Source organism: Streptomyces sp. NBC_00045, from assembly GCF_045041095.1.
Taxonomy (GTDB): Bacteria; Actinomycetota; Actinomycetes; order Streptomycetales; family Streptomycetaceae; genus Streptomyces.
This window is the reverse complement of the sequence record NZ_CP108271.1, coordinates 5,517,026-5,534,541: the sequence shown is the minus strand read 5'-3', so window position 1 is coordinate 5,534,541 and position 17,516 is coordinate 5,517,026. Positions and strand designations below refer to the sequence as shown.

Below are 17,516 nucleotides of genomic sequence, written 5' to 3'. Positions count from 1 at the left end.
GCCCTATCGCAGGAGTACGCCGCCTCCCGCGCCCGGGTCACCTGCCGTGTCGGTGTCCACCGGGGCAGCGACCAGCCCCAGCTCGGCCGGTGTCGCCAGTAGCGGGTGTGCGGGCAGGATCCGCACGGTGTACCCGTAGGGCCCGGTGCGGTCGAGGGCGAGCGGGCCCTCGTACATCCAGCGCCCCTCCAGGTCGGGCCCGGCGGCGGGCTTGAGCGGGAAGGTGCGCCCGTCGCGGATCACGTCCTGCGGGTCCACCCGGCCGGCTACGGCCTGGACCTCCACGTCCTCGGGGGTGAGCGCGTCCAGCGCCACCCGTACCCGCAGCGTGAGGGTGGCCCCCAGTTCGGCGGTGCCGTTCACGGGAGCCGCAGCGAGCGCCTCCACGTGCTCGACGGCGACCCGCGGCCAGGCCGCCCGGACCCGGCCCTTCCACCAGGCCAGGTCCCGTGCCGCGTCCGCGTTCAGGGCCCGGTGGGCGCGCGCGGCCGGCGTGTACAGCCGCTCCACGTACTCCCGCACCATGCGGCCCGCGAGCACCTTGGGGCCGAGCGAGACGAGGGTGCGCCGGACCATCTCGATCCACCGCACCGGCAGTCCGCTGCGGCCCGTGCGGTCGTAGAACCGCGGCGCGACCCGGTCCTCGATCAACTCGTAGAGGGCGCCGGCCTCCAGGTCGTCGCGCCGGTCCTCGTCCGTACCCAGCCCGTCGGCCGTCGGGATGGCCCAGCCGAAGTCCGGCTCGAACCATTCGTCCCACCAGCCGTCGAGCACGGACAGGTTGAGGCAGCCGTTGAGCGCCGCCTTCATCCCACTGGTCCCGCAGGCCTCCAGCGGCCGCAGCGGGTTGTTCAGCCAGACGTCACAGCCGGGATAGAGCTTTTGTGCCATGCCCATGCCGTAGTCGGGCAGGAAGACGATCCGGTGGCGCACCCGCGGGTCGTCGGAGAACCTCACCAACTCCTGCACGAGCCGTTTGCCCCCGTCGTCGGCCGGGTGCGCCTTGCCCGCGACGACGATCTGCACGGGCCGGTCCGGATCGAGCAGCAGCGCGCGCAGCCGCTCGGGATCGCGCAGCATCAGCGTGAGCCGCTTGTAGGAGGGCACGCGCCGGGCGAACCCGATGGTGAGCACGTCCGGGTCGAGTACGGAGTCCACCCAGCCGAGTTCGGCCTCGGCGGCCCCGCGCTGGAGCCACGAGGCCCGCAGCCGGTCGCGGACCTCCTGCACGAGCTGCTCGCGCAGCCCGCGCCGCAGGTCCCAGATGTCCTGGTCGGCGATGTCGGCGACCGCGTCCCAGCGCTGGGAGCCGCCCACCGACAGCGCGTCCTCGGTCCGCCCGGCCCCGATCTGTCGGGCGCCGAGGCGCATGACGTCGGGGGCCACCCAGGTCGGGGCGTGCACCCCGTTGGTCACGGAGGCGATGGGTACGTCGGCCGGGTCGAAGCCCGGCCACAGCCCGGCGAACATGCCGCGGCTGACCGCCCCGTGCAGGGTCGAGACCCCGTTGGCCCGCTGGGCCAGGCGCAGCCCCATCACGGCCATGTTGAACACCCCGGGGTCGCCGCCGGGATAGGACTCGGCGCCCAGTTCCAGGATCCGGTCGACGGGCAGGGCGGCCAGTTCCGCGCCTGGCCCGAAGTGCCGGGCGACGAGGGCCCGCTCGAAGCGGTCGATGCCGGCGGGCACCGGCGTGTGCGTGGTGAACACGGTCCCGGCGCGCACGGCCTCGATGGCGGCCTCGAAGCCGAGTCCCTCTTCCCCTTCCAGTTCCCTTATGCGTTCGAGTCCGAGGAAACCGGCGTGTCCCTCGTTCGTGTGGAACACCTCGGGGTCGGGATGCCCGGTGATCCGGCAGTACGTGCGCACCGCGCGCACGCCTCCGATGCCGAGCAGCATCTCCTGGAGGAGGCGGTGGTCGCTGCCGCCGCCGTAGAGCCGGTCGGTCACCTCCCGGGCCCCGGCGTCGTTGTCCTCGACGTCGGAGTCCAGGAGCAGCAGGGGCACCCGGCCGACGCGGGCCTGCCAGATGTGGGCGTGCAGGGCGCGGCCGCCGGGCAGGCACAGGGCCACCCGGGCCGGGGCCCCTTCCGCGTCCCGCAGCAGGGACACGGGGAGCTCGTTGGGGTCGAGGACGGGGTAGTGCTCCTGTTGCCAGCCGTCACGGGAGAGGGACTGGCGGAAGTACCCGTGTCGGTACAGCAGTCCCACGCCGATGAGGGGGACGCCGAGGTCGCTGGCGGCCTTGAGGTGGTCCCCGGCGAGGATCCCGAGCCCGCCGGAGTACTGCGGCAGGGCGGCGGTGATGCCGAACTCGGGGGAGAAGTAGGCGATCCCGGCGGGCAGCTCGGCGCCGTCCTCATGACTCTGGTACCACCTCCCGCCGTGGACGTAGTCGTCGAGGTCGGCGGCGATGACGGCGAGCCGGCGCAGGAAGCGGCGGTCGGCGGCCAGTTCTTCGAGCCGGGGGGCGGAGACCGAGCCGAGCAGCCGGACGGGATCGCCGCCGGCGGCCTGCCAGCCCTCGGGGTCGACGGATTGGAAGAGTTCGCGGGTCTCGGTATGCCACGACCAGCGCAGATTGCGCGCGAGGTCAGCAAGTGGCAGCAATGGTTCCGGAAGTACGGGGCGCACGGTGAATCGACGGATAGCCTTCACGCGTTCCACCTTCGCAGGCAATTGCGCATCGAAGCGGCCGCACCACGCTGTGCGCCCGCGCATCTCCCCGGGAAGGCTAGCTTCACCTCGCTCCGCCCTGCCACGGTGCCGCACGGGAGGCACGCGACAGGAAGGTTCCTTCGAACGGTGCCGCGCGGACGGCGATGTGGATTCAGGACATTCCTGCGTCGTGCCCGTGCCACCGGACCTTGCCGGGCGCATGTGGATCCGCGCAGGAAGCTCCGCTGTGACCGCAGGGGAAGGCGCGCTCCAGTACGGGCATTTCGCTCACACTACCCCGAATCGGCGGTCACCCATGGTGCTGCCGGTACCCATGGGGCGGGGCGCGTCTCGGCGTACATCCGGTAGTCCCAACCGACTTGACTGAGCCTCGACGGATGTCGGCCAAGACCTTGGTACGGGCCTCGCGACTACGTACGAGTAGTTAACCGAGTGCACGGATTGAGCGGGGTGAGAGTGGGCAGGGCTCCCCGCGTACACGCACGGCACCCCGCCCCACCACCTCTCCCGCCACCCGAGTGAACGCGGACAGGAGCGGCCATGCCCGCAGCCCAGCCGTCTTCTGAGCGGCTAGAAACAGAGCGAACAGAGCGTGCACGACCAGCCGGTGTTCCGGCTGGGCTGTTGTCACCGAGCCCCGCGAACTGCCTCCAGGTGATCCCATCATGATCGGTCGCATTCCCGTGTTGGACGTCCGCCCCGCCGTCGACTGCGGGGCCAGACCCGCCAAGGCGGTCGTGGACGAGGTCTTCGAGATCTCCGCCACCGTGTTCCGCGAGGGCCACGACGCCGTCGCCGCCCATGTCGTGCTCCGCGACCCCAGCGGGCGGCTGCGGCCCCCCGTGCCGATGCGCGAGCTGGCACCCGGCACCGACCGTTGGGGGGCTCGGGTTTCCGCCGAGGCCGAGGGGAGGTGGACGTACACCGTCGAGGCGTGGAGCGACCCGGTCGGCACCTGGCAGGCCCACGCCGCCATCAAGATCCCCGCGGGCATCGACCCCGGGCTGACCCTGCTCGAAGGCGCCGAGCTCTACGAGCGGGCCGGCTCCCGGATCCCCAAGAAGGACGGGCGCGAGCACGTACTGGCCGCCGCCGAGGCGATGCGCGACGAGGACCGCGCGGTGTCGCTGCGCCACGCCGCCGCCCTCGCGACCCCCGTGCAGGCCGCGCTCGCCCGGCGCCCGTACCGGGAGCTGGTCACCGCCTCCAAAGCCCTGCCGCTGGTCGTGGAGCGCAAGCGGGCCCTCTTCGGCTCCTGGTACGAGATGTTCCCCCGCTCCGAGGGAGCCGTCGTCGAGCCGGGCGAACAGCCCGTGAGCGGTACCTTCCGCACCGCCGCCGAGCGGCTGCCGGCCATCGCAGCGATGGGTTTCGACGTGGTGTACCTGCCACCGATCCACCCCATTGGGAGTACGTACCGCAAGGGACCGAACAACACTCTTTCGGCTGGAAGTTGGGACCCCGGTGTGCCGTGGGCCATCGGCTCCACGGAGGGCGGTCACGACGCGGTCCACCCCGACCTCGGCACGATCGAGGACTTCGACGCCTTCGTCGCCCGCGCCCGCGAGCTGCGCATGGAGATCGCACTGGACTTCGCACTCCAGTGCTCCCCCGACCACCCGTGGGTGGAGAAGCACCCCGAGTGGTTCCGCCACCGGGCCGACGGGACGATCGCGTACGCCGAGAACCCGCCGAAGAAGTACCAGGACATCTACCCGATCCACTTCGACACCGACATGGCCGGGCTCGTCGAGGAGACGGTCCGCGTCCTGCGGTACTGGATGGAGCACGGCGTCCGGATCTTCCGGGTGGACAATCCGCACACCAAGCCGGTCGTCTTCTGGCAGAAGGTGATCGCGGACATCAACAAGTCCGATCCCGACGTGATCTTCCTGGCGGAGGCCTTCACCCGGCCCGCGATGATGCGCACGCTCGCCGCCATCGGTTTCCAGCAGTCGTACACGTACTTCACCTGGCGCAACACCAAGGCCGAGCTGACCGAGTACCTGACCGAGCTGGCGGACACCCGTTCCGCCTCCGTCATGCGGCCGAACCTCTTCGTCAATACGCCCGACATCCTCCACGAGTACCTCCAGCAGGGCGGCCGTCCGGCCTTCGAGGTGCGCGCCGTCCTCGCCGCCACCCTCTCCCCCACCTGGGGCGTCTACGCCGGGTACGAGCTCTGCGAGAACACCCCGGTCCGGGAGGGCAGCGAGGAGTACCTGAACTCCGAGAAGTACGAGTTCCGGCCACGCGACTGGGCGGCCGCGGACCGCGAGGGCCGCACCATCGCCCCGCTGATCACCGCCCTGAACCGGCTGCGCCGGCGCAACCCGGCCCTCCAGCAGCTGCGCGACATCCATTTCCACACGACCGACAACGACCAGGTGATCGCCTATTCGAAGCACGCGGGCGCCAATTCCGTACTGGTGGTCGTCAACCTCGATCCGCACCACACCCAGGAGGCGACGGTCTCGTTGGACATGCCGGTACTCGGCCTCGACTGGCACGGGTCCCTCGCGGTGCGCGACGAGCTCACCGGCGAGACCTACCACTGGGGCAGGGCCAACTACGTGCGCCTAGAACCGGGCCGCACGCCCGCGCACGTACTGGCGGCTCTGCGACCGTCCCCGCCCACCGGAGGGTCACCCACCACATGATGATCAACGATCCCGTCCACGACACGTTCGAGGACACCCCCGCGAAGGACCGCGACCCCGACTGGTTCAAGCGGGCGGTCTTCTACGAGGTGCTCGTCCGGTCCTTCCACGACAGCAACGGCGACGGCGTAGGGGACCTGAAGGGGCTCACCGCCAAGCTCGACTACCTCCAGTGGTTGGGTGTCGACTGCCTCTGGCTGCCGCCGTTCTTCGCCTCGCCGCTGCGTGACGGCGGCTACGACGTCTCCGACTACACCTCCGTGCTGCCCGAGTTCGGCGACCTCGCCGACTTCGTGGAGTTCGTGGACGCCGCGCACCACCGCGGCATGCGGGTGATCATCGACTTCGTCATGAACCACACGAGCGACCAGCACGAGTGGTTCCAGCAGTCCCGCAAGGACCCGGACGGGCCCTACGGCGACTACTACATGTGGGCCGACAACGACAAGCAGTACCAGGACGCCCGCATCATCTTCATCGACACCGAGACGTCGAACTGGACGTACGACCCGGTCCGCAAGCAGTACTACTGGCACCGGTTCTTCTCGCACCAGCCCGACCTCAACTACGAGAACCCGGCCGTCGTCGAGGAGATCGTCTCCGCCCTCCGCTTCTGGCTGGACCTCGGCATCGACGGCTTCCGTCTCGACGCCGTGCCCTACCTGTACGCCGAGGAGGGCACCAACTGCGAGAACCTGCCGCGCACCCACCAACTCCTCAAGCGGGTCCGCGCCGAGATCGACGCGCACTACCCCGACACCGTGCTGCTCGCCGAGGCCAACCAGTGGCCCGAGGACGTCGTCGACTATTTCGGCGACTTCGCGAAGGGCGGGGACGAGTGCCACATGGCCTTCCACTTCCCCGTCATGCCGCGCATCTTCATGGCAGTACGAAGAGAGTCGCGCTACCCCGTCTCCGAAATCCTGGCCAAGACCCCGGCGATCCCGGACCGCTGCCAGTGGGGCATCTTCCTGCGCAACCACGACGAGCTCACCCTCGAAATGGTCACCGACGAAGAGCGCGACTACATGTACGCCGAGTACGCCAAGGATCCGCGGATGCGGGCCAACATCGGCATCCGACGCCGGCTCGCCCCGCTCCTCGACAACGACCGCAACCAGATGGAGCTGTTCACGGCCCTGCTGCTGTCGCTGCCCGGCTCGCCGGTGCTCTACTACGGCGACGAGATCGGCATGGGCGACAACATCTGGCTCGGCGACCGCGACGGTGTGCGCACGCCCATGCAGTGGACCCCGGACCGCAACGCCGGTTTCTCCTCGTGCGATCCGGGCAGGCTGAACCTGCCGGTCATCATGGACCCGGTACACGGGTACCAGGTCACCAATGTCGAGGCCGCGATGGCATCGCCCTCCTCACTGCTGCACTGGACCCGCAGGCTGATCGAGATCCGCAAGGCCAACCCCGCCTTCGGACTTGGTTCGTACACCGAACTGCCCTCGTCCAACCCGGCGGTGCTCGCCTTCCTCCGCGAGTACGGGGACGACCTGGTGCTGTGCGTGCACAACTTCTCCCGCTTCGCGCAGCCCACCGAGCTGGACCTGAGGTCGTTCAACGGGCGGGTCCCGGTGGAGCTCACGGGTGACGTGCGCTTCCCGCCGATCGGCGAATGGCCGTACCTGCTCACCATCGCGGGACACGGCTTCTACTGGTTCCGCCTGCGCAACGAGTAGCCGCCGGGCACGGGGTGGGCGCGCGAATGGGTCAATCGCCCGCCCCTGTACGGATCATCCTGACCCGACACTCGTACACCACCGGAGAAGCACTGACGCGATCCGGGACACTCTCCGCATTCTGTGACGGCCCGGGGAAAGGACGCGACGCCATGTCGGAGGCTGCATCCGCCGGGACGACCAGCACGACCGGACTCAGTCCACTGGAGCCGATGCTGCGGGACTGGCTCCCGGTACAGCGCTGGTTCGCCGGCAAGGGCCGGCGCATCGGCCGGCTCCGGATGATCTCGGCGGCGGACCTGCTGCCGCCGGGGTCCTCCCCCAGGCTGGTCCACCTGCTCCTGGACGTCGACGGCGACTGCTACCAGCTGCTGCTCGGTGTCCGCCCCGCACTGCCGCCGGCCCTGGCGCCCGCCCTGATCGGGCGGGCCGAGCAGGGGCCGTACGCCGGCCAGTGCGTCTACGAGGGGCTGGGCGATCCGCGGCTGGCGGCCCTGCTGCTGGAACGGCTGCGCGCACCCGGGACCCTCGGCCCGCTGCGGTTCGACCGCGACCCGATGGCGCTGATCCCGGCCGCGCTCACCCCTCGACCACTGTCGGGGGAACAGACCAACTCTTCACTGATCTACGGGGATTCGTACATCCTGAAGGTGTTCCGCCGGGTCGGCCCCGGGGTCAATCCCGACCTGGAGCTGCCCAGAGCGCTGGCGGCCGCCGGGTGCGCCCGCGTCCCCGCGCCGGTCGCTTGGTACGAGGCGGCGCTGCCCGGCGGAGAACCGTTGACCCTGGGGGTGCTCCAGCCCTACCTGCGGGGCTCCGACGACGGCTGGCAGCTCGCGCTGCGCCGGCTCGGCGACGGGGGCGACTTCACCGCCGAGGCGCACGCGCTGGGCCGGGCCACCGCCGAGGTGCACAGCGCGCTCGCCGGCGCCCTGCCGACCGTCGCTCTGGGCCCGGAGCAGACCGCCCGGCTCGCCTCCGGGATGACGGCCCGGCTGGCGGCCACCGCCCGCGAGGTGCCCGCACTGCGGCCCTACGAGGCGGGGCTGCGCGGGGCGTTCGACGCGCTGGCCGCGTCCCGCGGGGCCGGGGTACCCGCCCAGCGGATCCACGGCGACCTCCACCTGGGCCAGACCCTGCGGACCGCCGACGGCAGCTGGGCGCTGATCGACTTCGAGGGCGAGCCGGCCCGGCCGCTGGCCGACCGCCGCCGCCCCGAACCCGCCGTCCGCGACATCGCCGGGATACTGCGCTCGTTCGACTACGCGGCCCGCTCCCACCGCCCGTTCGCCCCTGCCTGGGCGGACGCCTGCCGGGCCGCCTTCTGCGAGGGCTACGCCCGCACCACGGGCCGCGACCCGCGCGAGGACCCCGTCCTGCTGCGCGCGTACGAGACGGACAAGGCGGTGTACGAGGCGCGCTACGAGTCCCGGCACCGCCCCGACTGGCTGCACGTCCCCATGGCCGCGATCCGGCGGCTCGCCGCCGGCGCGGACCGGGGGTTCGGCCGCGCCCAGCCGGGCCCCGGCGAAGGCTTCCCCTCCCTCTCCCCTCACCCCCGCCCGCAGCCGCCTAGGAGGCCGCACACGTGAGCCCCGCCCGTCAGTCACCCTCGACCACCTCGCCGTCCACCGCTCCGGCCCCGGCGCCGGCCCAGGGCCGCGGAGCGCCCGCCCCGGCGGCGCCGCGCAAGGCCCCGCCGCCGCGCGCCCGGAGGGCTCCCGCGCACGGGGTACGGCCGGCGCCCGCGCTGGGCACCGAGGAACGGGCCCGGCTGCTGGAGGGCCGCCACCACGACCCGCACGGAGTGCTGGGCGCCCGGACCCGGCGGGACGGGGTGGTCTTCCGCGTGCTGCGCCCCTACGCCAAGTCGGTCACGGTCGTCGCCAAGGGGCTGCGGGCCGAGCTCCTCTCCGAGGGCGACGGGCTGTTCTCGGGGCTGCTGCCGCTGAACGGCGTGCCGGACTACCGGCTGCTGGTCACCTACGACAGCGACGAGATCGAGGTGCACGACCCGTACCGGTTCCTGCCCGCGCTCGGCGAGCTGGACCTGCACCTGATCGGCGAGGGCCGGCACGAGGAGTTGTGGACCGCCCTCGGGGCCCGGCCGATGGAGCACCAGGGCGTGGCCGGCACCCGGTTCACGGTGTGGGCGCCGAACGCCCAGGGGGTGCGGGTCACCGGGGACTTCACGTACTGGGACTCGGTGGCCTACCCGATGCGCTCGTTGGGCGCCTCCGGGGTGTGGGAGCTGTTCCTGCCGGGGGTGGGCGAGGGCGCGCTCTACAAGTACGACATCACCCGCCCGGACGGCAGCCACACCCTGCGCGCCGACCCGATGGCCCGCTCCGCGGAAGTCCCGCCGGCCACGGCCTCGGTGGTTACGGCGTCCCACTACGAGTGGCAGGACGAGGAGTGGATGGCCCGGCGCGGGGACCGCCCGCCGCACCGGGCCCCGTTCTCGGTGTACGAGCTGCACCTGGCCTCGTGGCGGCCGGGGCTCTCGTACCGGCAGCTGGCCGAGCAGCTCCCCCCGTACGTCAAGGATCTGGGCTTCACGCACGTGGAGCTGATGCCGATCGCGGAGCACCCCTTCGGCGGCTCGTGGGGCTACCAGGTCACCGGGTTCTACGCGCCGACCTCGCGCATGGGCGGCCCGGACGACTTCCGGATGCTGGTGGACGCGCTGCACCGGGCCGGGATCGGCGTGATCGTCGACTGGGTGCCGGCGCACTTCCCGCGCGACGAGTGGGCGCTCGCGGAGTTCGACGGGCGGCCGCTGTACGAGCACCACGACCCGCGCCGGGCCGCGCACCCGGACTGGGGGACGCTGGAGTTCGACTACGGCCGCAAGGAGGTCCGCAACTTCCTCGTCGCGAACGCCGTGTACTGGTGCCAGGAGTTCCACGTGGACGGGCTGCGCGTGGACGCGGTGGCCTCGATGCTCTACCTGGACTACTCGCGGGGCGAGGGCGAGTGGGCGCCGAACGAGCACGGCGGCCGGGAGAACTGGGACGCGGTGGCGATGCTCCAGGAGATGAACGCGACGGTGTACCGGCGCTGCCCGGGCGTGGTGACGATCGCGGAGGAGTCCACGGCCTGGGAGGGCGTGACACGGCCGACGGACGCGGGCGGGCTGGGCTTCGGACTGAAGTGGAACATGGGCTGGATGCACGACACCCTGCGCTACGCGTCGAAGGACCCGGTGCACCGCAAGTACCACCACCACGACATGACGTTCGGGATGGTCTACGCGTACAGCGAGAACTACGTGCTGCCGATCTCGCACGACGAGGTGGTGCACGGCAAGCACTCGCTGGTGTCGAAGATGCCCGGCGACTGGTGGCAGCAGCGGGCCATACACCGTGCGTACCTGGGCTTCATGTGGGCCCACCCCGGCAAGCAGCTCCTGTTCATGGGGCAGGAGTTCGCCCAGGGATCGGAGTGGTCCGAGGCGCACGGACCGGACTGGTGGGTGCTGGACTCCTCGTACACGGCGGCCGCCGACCACCGGGGCGTGCGCGATCTCGTGCGCGACCTGAACCTGACGTACGCGGCGGCGCCCGCGCTGTGGGAGCGGGACACCGTGCCGGAGGGCTTCGGCTGGGTGGAGGCGGACGCGGCGGAGGACAACGTCTTCGCGTTCCTGCGGTACGCGCAGGACGGCTCGCCGCTGCTGTGCGTGTCGAACTTCTCGCCGGTGGTGCGGCACGGCTACCGGATCGGCGTCCCGGAAGGCGCGCCGTGGTGGCGGGAGGTCCTGAACACGGACGAGGAGCAGTACGGCGGCAGCGGCGTGCGCCATCTGCAACCCCTGCGGCCCGAGCCCGTGCCCGCGCAGGGCCGCCCGGTGAGCCTGCGCTTGACGCTCCCGCCGCTGGCGACGGTCTGGTTCAGGCCGTGACCTCGATGACCTCCGCCAGCTCCTGAAGCAGCTTGCGCTTGGCGCGTGCGCCGACCATCTGCTTCACGGGCTCACCGTCGCGGAAGACGAGCAGGGTCGGCATGGACAGCACCCCGTACCGGACGACGGTGGCGGGGTTGCCGTCCGCGTCGATCTGCACGACCTTGAGGCGGTCGGCCTCCTCGGCGGCGACGGCGGACAGCACCGGCGCGAGCTGCCGGCAGGGCCCGCACCAGTCGGCGGTGAACTCCACGAGGACGGGCCGGCCCCGCTCTGCGAGCACCTCCGTATCGAAGTCCCCGTCGGTCACTTCGGCAACACCCTTGGCGTGGATCATCTCGTCCCTCCCCTTCTCACGGTCCGGTCATTTCACAGCGCGGCGCCGCCGCCTCGCCGGCGGCGTCCTCGGCGGCGGCGAGCTGCCGCGCGACCTGCTCCCGTACGTCGGCCAGCTGGCCGATCAGCCCGTCGAGCTCGGCGAGCTTGCGCCGGTACACGGCCAGGGACGCGGGGCAGGAATCTCCGGCGGGGTGGCCGGCGCGCAGGCAGTCGACGAACGGACGGGTCTCCTCCAGCTCGAAGCCGAAGTCCTGGAGCATGCGGATCTGGCGCAGCAACCGCAGGTCGTCCTCGTCGTAGGTGCGGTAGCCGTTGCCGGTGCGGCGCGCGGGCAGCAGTCCGCGCGATTCGTAGTACCGCAGGGTCCGCGTGCTGGTTCCGGCCCGCTCCGCCAGTTCGCCGATTCGCATGGCCCGACCGTAAGCCTTGACGCCGGCGTCAAGGCAAGGAGCGAGGACGGGCAGCTGGGGCGGGGCCCTCGCCACCCCCGTGGGCGAGGGCCCCGACATGGATCACGCAGGCGGCGGGAGTCCGGTTCAGGACGGGGTGGGGGAGAAGCGTGAACATCGTGCGCAGGGGTATCGCAACCGCCAGCAGCAGCCGTACGCTGGGAAATGGATCTAGAGGCGCTCCGATTACCGGACGGTCGCCAGGAAACCGACCCACAGCGTGGAACTCCATAGGACGTTCCTACGAGTTCTGGGCTTGTTTGAACGGTCTGTAGTCGCCACCCCTTGGGCACTCCTACGGTGTGCCGTGTGCACTCCAGCCCTCCCTTCAATGCCCCCGCCGCGCGTCGCCTCCGCGCAGCCCTGGGCATGGCTCCCGGTCATGTCGCCTATGGCCTGCGCGCCCAGTACGGACTGATCGTCGAGCCCGAGACCGTGATGGCCTGGGAGCGCGGCGAAATATCACCGACTTCCGCCGAGCTGACGGCGCTCGCGGGTGTGCTCTGGTGCGCCCCCGGCGAACTGCTCGCCGAGCCCGTGACCCTGCGGGAGCACCGGATGGCCCGGGGCATGGCCGCGGACGAGCTGGCCCGGCGGATCGGGCTGGAGACGAACGCGTACCAGAAGATGGAGGAGACCGGCCGCTGGAAGGGCAACGAACGGCAGTCCGTGGCCCTGGCCCAGGTGCTGGGGCTGTCCCTGTCCCAGTTCGTGGCGGCGGCCGGCAAGCAGGAGGAGCTCGCCGAGATCCTGCGCAGCGCGGTGACCACGCGCTGGCAGGCGTACGTGAAGCCGCTGGCGAAGCTGCTGCCGGTGCCGAAGCATCACCTGGAACCGGTCCTGGAGCGGCTGCACGCGGACTACCAGTCGAAGATGGTGGCCACCCTGAGCTGGGGCGGCGCCGCGGGAGACGCAGCCACGGGCGACGCGGGCCGCGAGTTCCTGGCCGACATCGTGGCCCACTTCTGGGCCTACGCGGGCGGCGCGCGCTAGGCCTGGACCCCGGGGCCTTGCGGCCCCGGGGCCGGGGCCGGACGTCCTGCCCGGGTGCCGCCGTGGACCCGTGGCGGGGCGGGTCAGAAGACCGACTCGGCCTCGTACATGCGGTCCTCCGGGACCGTCTTCAGTTCGGTGACGGCCTGGGCCAGCGGGGCCATCACGATGTCGGTGCCGCGCAGGGCGGTCATGTTGCCGAAGTCGCCGCGGTGGACGGCCTCGACCGCGTGCCAGCCGAAGCGGGTCGCGAGGACGCGGTCGTACGCGGTGGGGGTGCCACCGCGCTGGACGTGGCCCAGGATGACCGGGCGGGCCTCCTTGCCCAGGCGGTGCTCCAGCTCGACGGCGAGGCGGTTGCCGATGCCGGCGAAGCGTTCGTGGCCGTACGCGTCGATCTCGCCCTTCTCGTACGGCATCGAGCCCTCGGCCGGGTGCGCGCCCTCGGCGACGCAGATGACGGCGAACTTCTTCCCGCGAGAGAATCGTTCCTCCACCATCTTCACCAGGGCGTCCACCTCGAAGGGGCGCTCCGGCAGGCAGATCCCGTGGGCGCCGCCGGCCATGCCGGACTCCAGGGCGATCCAGCCCGCGTGCCGACCCATGACCTCGACGACCATCACGCGCTGGTGCGATTCGGCGGTGGTCTTGAGACGGTCGATGGCCTCGGTGGCTACCATGACGGCGGTGTCGAAACCGAAGGTGCGGTCGGTCGAGGAGATGTCGTTGTCGATGGTCTTCGGCACGCCGACGACCGGCATCCCGGCGTCCGACAGCATCCGGGCGGCGGTCAGTGTGCCCTCGCCGCCGATCGGGATGAGCGCGTCGATGCCGTAGCGCGTCGCCAATTCCTGCGCGTTCTCGGCGGCTTCGTGCAGCCGAGCGCGCTCCATGCGGGCCGAACCGAGGATCGTGCCGCCACGGGCGAGGATGCCGCTGACGGCGTTGATGTCGAGGGGGCGGTGATGGCCGTCCAGGAGGCCCTTGAAGCCGTCCTCGAAGCCGATGACTTCGTCGCCGTGGCCGACTACGGCGCGGTGCACGACCGAACGGATGACAGCGTTCAGGCCCGGGCAGTCGCCGCCGGCGGTGAGAACTCCGATACGCATCGTGCTGTGTCTCCTGCTCCTGGTCGTACCGGGCCGTACGCGTGCGGGCGGACGGCCGTACATCTGAAGGGCGTCATGGTGAAGCCTGTCCGATTGTTCCACGGGCTGGCGGAACGGCGCGTTCCGCACTGCTCCGCGCACCGGGCCCTTCGCCCCCCCCGGAAGAGGCCTTTCCCGGCGGGCGCCCTATCTGGCCGCCGGGGTATTGTCAAGAGGCCAGGCCCACCCTAACGGGGAAAAACAACTATCCACACGATGGGACGGAGAACCCGCGTGACGCGCAGCGTGTATGTGACCGGTATCGAGCGGGGGGACGGCCGGCAGGTCGTCGAGCTGGGAATCATGGAGCTGCTGACCCGCCAGACGGCGCGGGTCGGCGTCTACCGCCCGTTGCTCCACGACGCACCGGACCGCCTCTTCGACCTCCTCAAGGCCCGCTACCGGATCGAGCAGGACGCCGCGACGGCGTACGGCATGGAGTACCACGAGGCCTCCGCCATCCTGGCCGAGAAGGGCACCGACGAGCTCGTGTCCCGGCTGGTGGACCGCTACCACCGGGTGGCCCGCGACTACGAGGTCATGCTCGTCCTCGGCACCGACTACGCCGATACGAACCTCCCCGACGAGCTGGCGCTGAACGCCCGCCTCGCCAACGAGCTGGGGGCCGTCGTGGTGCCCGTCGTCGGCGGCACCAAGCACCCCGCCGAGGCCGTGCGCGCCGAGGCCCAGAGCGCCTTCCGCGCGTACGAGAGCCTCGGCTGCCACGTCGTCGCGATGATGGTCAACCGGGTCGCCGCACAGGACCGGGACTCCATAGCCGAGCGGCTGTCCGCCCGGCTGCCCGTCCCCTGCTACGTGCTGCCGGACGACAAGTCGCTCTCCGCCCCGACCGTCGCCCAGATCACCCGGGCGCTCGGCGGCGAGGTGCTCCTCGGCGACGACGCCGGGCTGGCCCGCGACGCCGTGGACTTCGTCTTCGGCGGCGCCATGCTGCCGAACTTCCTGAACGCCCTGACCCCCGGCTGCCTGGTCGTCACCCCCGGGGACCGCGCCGACCTGGTCATCGGCGCGCTGGCCGCGCACGCCTCCGGCACGCCGCCGATCGCCGGTGTGCTGCTGACCCTGAACGAGCGGCCGGGCCCGGACATCCTGACGCTGGCCTCGAAGCTGGCGCCGGGCACGCCGGTGGTGTCGGTGGCCGGCAACAGCTTCCCGACCGCAACGGAACTGTTCTCGCTGCAGAGCCGGTTGAACTCCGCGACCCCGCGCAAGCTGGAGACCGCGCTCGGCCTGTTCGAGCGGCACGTGGACACCGCGGAGCTGCGCGGCCTGCTGTCGGTGGCCCGCTCCGAGCGCGTCACGCCGATGATGTTCGAGCACGAGCTGCTGGAGCGGGCCCGCTCCGAGCGCCGCCGCGTGGTGCTGCCCGAGGGCACCGAGGAGCGGGTGCTGCGCGCCGCGGACGTGGTGCTGCGCCGCGGGGTCTGCGACCTGACCCTGCTGGGCGAGGAGCAGGTGATCTTGAAGAAGGCCGGCGACCTGGGCATCGACATCTCGGGCGCCCAGCTCATCGATCCGGCGACCTCTCCGATGCGGGAACGTTTCGCCGAGTTCTACGCGCAGGCCCGCGCCCACAAGGGCATGACCGTCGAGCTGGCCCTCGACGTGGTCACCGACGTCAACTACTTCGGCACCCTCATGGTCCAGGAGGGCCTCGCCGACGGAATGGTCTCCGGCTCGGTGCACTCCACCGCCGCGACCATCCGCCCCGCCTTCGAGATCATCAAGACGAAGCCCGACGCGTCGATCGTGTCGTCGGTCTTCTTCATGTGCTTGGCCGACCGGGTCCTCGTCTACGGCGACTGCGCGGTCAACCCGGACCCGGGCGCCGAACAGCTCGCCGACATCGCCGTCCAGTCGGCGGCGACCGCGGCCGCGTTCGGTGTCGAGCCGCGGATCGCGATGCTCTCGTACTCGACCGGCACCTCGGGCAGCGGCGCGGACGTCGACAAGGTCCGCAAGGCCACCGAGATCGTCCGGGCGCAGCGCCCCGACCTGGCCGTCGAGGGCCCGATCCAGTACGACGCCGCCGTCGAGCCCTCGGTCGCCGCGACCAAGCTGCCCGGGTCGAACGTGGCCGGCCGTGCGAGCGTGCTGATCTTCCCGGACCTGAACACGGGCAACAACACGTACAAGGCCGTGCAGCGCTCGGCGGGCGCCGTCGCGGTCGGCCCGGTGCTCCAGGGCCTGCGCAAGCCGGTCAACGACCTCTCGCGCGGCGCGCTGGTGCAGGACATCGTCACCACCGTGGCGATCACCGCGATCCAGGCGCAGGGCGTGCGGCACGTGCCGACCGTGCAGGCCGCCACCGCCTGACGCCGCCGCCCGACCCCACCGCCGCCCGCATCCCGCCGAGCCCCACCGGGCCCCACCCCGAAGGAAAGACCTTCATCGTGACCACCGCATCGCGCGTTCTCGTCCTCAACTCCGGCTCCTCGTCGGTGAAGTACCAGCTGCTCGACATGGCGGACTCCACGCGCCTCGCCGTCGGCCTGGTGGAACGGATCGGTGAAGAGGCCTCGCGGCTCGTGCACGAAACGCTGACCGGGCCGGGCGCCGAGGGCGGCAGGCGGGAGCGGCTCGGCGCGATCCCGGACCACGCGGACGCCCTCCGGGCCGTCGCGCAGGAGCTCGCCGCCGACGGACTGGGCCTGGACTCCCCCGAACTGGCGGCCATCGGTCACCGGGTGGTGCACGGCGGAACCCGGTTCACCCAGCCGACGGTGATCGACGACGAGGTGCTGGCGGAGATCCGGAGCCTGATCCCGCTCGCCCCGCTGCACAACCCGGCGAACGTGACGGGCATCGAGGTGGCGCGCTCGCTGCGCGCGGACCTTCCGCAGGTGGCGGTCTTCGACACGGCGTTCCACTCGACGATGCCGGAGTACGTGGCCCGGTACGCCATCGACGCCGCGACGGCGGACAAGTACGCCATCCGGCGGTACGGGTTCCACGGCACCTCCCACGCGTACGTCTCGCGGGCGACGGCGGCGCTGCTGGGCAGGCAGGTGGAGGACGTGAACGTGATCGTGCTGCACCTGGGCAACGGGGCCTCGGCCTCGGCGGTCCGCGGTGGGGTGTGCGTGGAGACGTCCATGGGCCTGACGCCGCTGGAGGGTCTGGTCATGGGTACCCGTTCGGGCGACCTGGATCCGGCGGTCGTCTTCCACCTGGCGCGGGTGGGTGGCTTCTCGGTGGATGAGATCGATTCGCTCCTGAACAAGAAGAGCGGTCTGCTGGGCCTGTGCGGCGACAACGACATGCGCGAGGTGCTGCGGCGGGCGGGCGAGGGCGACGAGTCGGCGCGGCTCGCCTTCGCGGCGTACGTACACCGCCTGAAGAAGTACATCGGCGCCTACTCGGCGGTCCTCGGCCGGGTGGACGCGGTGGCGTTCACGGCGGGGGTCGGGGAGAACGCGCACCAGGTCCGCGAAGCTGCCCTGGACGGCCTCGCGGAGCTGGGGCTCGCCCTGGACCCGGAGGCCAATGCGGTGCGCTCCCCGGAGCCTCGGTTGGTGTCGCCGGACTCCGCACGGGTGGCCGTGGCCGTGGTCCCGACGGATGAGGAACTGGAGATCGCCACCCAGGCGTACGCGTTGGTTACCGAGTAGTCACTTGGACTTTCCACCAGA

The 17,516-nt window shown here is 71.4% G+C and carries 11 protein-coding genes; 7 read left to right on the top strand and 4 right to left on the bottom strand.

The features are described 5' to 3' along the window. Positions 1 to 3 precede the first annotated feature (3 nt). Positions 4 to 2,658: an alpha-glucan family phosphorylase gene (glgP, locus tag OHA65_RS26135; protein WP_327285544.1), complete on the bottom strand. Its 2,655-nt coding sequence runs from the start codon at positions 2,656 to 2,658 to the stop codon at positions 4 to 6. 686 nt (positions 2,659 to 3,344) lie between these two features. On the opposite strand from glgP, the gene OHA65_RS26130 reads away from it, so the two are divergent. The 4 genes from OHA65_RS26130 (at position 3,345) to glgB (ending at position 10,934) form a co-directional block, all read left to right on the top strand. Beyond that, the gene (locus tag OHA65_RS26130) at positions 3,345 to 5,339 is read left to right on the top strand and encodes an alpha-1,4-glucan--maltose-1-phosphate maltosyltransferase (RefSeq protein WP_327285543.1); all 1,995 of its coding nucleotides are present in this window, start codon (positions 3,345 to 3,347) and stop codon (positions 5,337 to 5,339) included. Further along, positions 5,336 to 7,030, top strand: coding sequence for a maltose alpha-D-glucosyltransferase (gene treS, locus OHA65_RS26125; protein WP_327285542.1), 1,695 nt, complete (start codon positions 5,336 to 5,338; stop codon positions 7,028 to 7,030). The genes OHA65_RS26130 and treS overlap by 4 nt, the downstream gene beginning before the upstream one ends. 152 nt (positions 7,031 to 7,182) lie before the next feature. After that, on the top strand, positions 7,183 to 8,622 hold the full coding sequence (locus OHA65_RS26120) for a maltokinase N-terminal cap-like domain-containing protein (RefSeq protein WP_327285541.1): 1,440 nt from the start codon (positions 7,183 to 7,185) through the stop codon (positions 8,620 to 8,622). Next, entirely contained in the window at positions 8,619 to 10,934 is a 2,316-nt protein-coding gene (glgB, locus tag OHA65_RS26115) for a 1,4-alpha-glucan branching enzyme (RefSeq protein WP_405762517.1), read from the top strand. Before OHA65_RS26120 ends, glgB begins: the two co-directional genes overlap by 4 nt. Here the strand turns inward: glgB and OHA65_RS26110 are convergent. Together OHA65_RS26110 and OHA65_RS26105 are read right to left on the bottom strand one after the other, a co-directional pair. After that, positions 10,924 to 11,271 (bottom strand): thioredoxin domain-containing protein, encoded by a 348-nt coding sequence (locus OHA65_RS26110; protein ID WP_327285539.1) that lies wholly within the window; start codon positions 11,269 to 11,271, stop codon positions 10,924 to 10,926. The genes glgB and OHA65_RS26110 overlap by 11 nt on opposite strands. A 16-nt stretch (positions 11,272 to 11,287) precedes the next feature. Further along, complete coding sequence (locus OHA65_RS26105) at positions 11,288 to 11,683, bottom strand: MerR family transcriptional regulator (protein WP_327285538.1); 396 nt, start codon at positions 11,681 to 11,683, stop codon at positions 11,288 to 11,290. 408 nt (positions 11,684 to 12,091) lie between these two features. On the opposite strand from OHA65_RS26105, the gene OHA65_RS26100 reads away from it, so the two are divergent. Then, positions 12,092 to 12,715 (top strand): helix-turn-helix transcriptional regulator, encoded by a 624-nt coding sequence (locus OHA65_RS26100; RefSeq protein WP_327285786.1) that lies wholly within the window; start codon positions 12,092 to 12,094, stop codon positions 12,713 to 12,715. Positions 12,716 to 12,798: 83 nt separating this feature from the next. Here the strand turns inward: OHA65_RS26100 and OHA65_RS26095 are convergent, their stop codons facing one another. Beyond that, a complete protein-coding gene (locus OHA65_RS26095; protein WP_327285537.1) occupies positions 12,799 to 13,824 on the bottom strand; it encodes an ATP-dependent 6-phosphofructokinase in 1,026 nt (341 codons plus the stop codon). A 273-nt stretch (positions 13,825 to 14,097) separates the two neighbouring features. Between OHA65_RS26095 and pta the strand changes: the two genes are divergently transcribed. Then, complete coding sequence (gene pta, locus OHA65_RS26090; protein WP_371644871.1) at positions 14,098 to 16,200, top strand: phosphate acetyltransferase; 2,103 nt, start codon at positions 14,098 to 14,100, stop codon at positions 16,198 to 16,200. A 77-nt stretch (positions 16,201 to 16,277) separates the two neighbouring features. Next, entirely contained in the window at positions 16,278 to 17,495 is a 1,218-nt protein-coding gene (locus OHA65_RS26085) for an acetate kinase (RefSeq protein ID WP_327285535.1), read from the top strand. Positions 17,496 to 17,516 lie beyond the last annotated feature (21 nt).

Excerpts from the sequence above, each read along its gene's own strand:
- OHA65_RS26130 (WP_327285543.1), top strand. The coding sequence starts at position 3,345 with ATGATCGGTCGCATTCCCGTGTTGGACGTCCGCCCCGCCGTCGACTGC.
- treS (WP_327285542.1), top strand. The coding sequence starts at position 5,336 with ATGATGATCAACGATCCCGTCCACGACACGTTCGAGGACACCCCCGCG.
- OHA65_RS26120 (WP_327285541.1), top strand. The coding sequence starts at position 7,183 with ATGTCGGAGGCTGCATCCGCCGGGACGACCAGCACGACCGGACTCAGT.
- OHA65_RS26110 (WP_327285539.1), bottom strand. The coding sequence starts at position 11,271 with ATGATCCACGCCAAGGGTGTTGCCGAAGTGACCGACGGGGACTTCGAT.
- OHA65_RS26105 (WP_327285538.1), bottom strand. The coding sequence starts at position 11,683 with ATGCGAATCGGCGAACTGGCGGAGCGGGCCGGAACCAGCACGCGGACC.
- OHA65_RS26100 (WP_327285786.1), top strand. The coding sequence starts at position 12,092 with ATGGCTCCCGGTCATGTCGCCTATGGCCTGCGCGCCCAGTACGGACTG.
- OHA65_RS26095 (WP_327285537.1), bottom strand. The coding sequence starts at position 13,824 with ATGCGTATCGGAGTTCTCACCGCCGGCGGCGACTGCCCGGGCCTGAAC.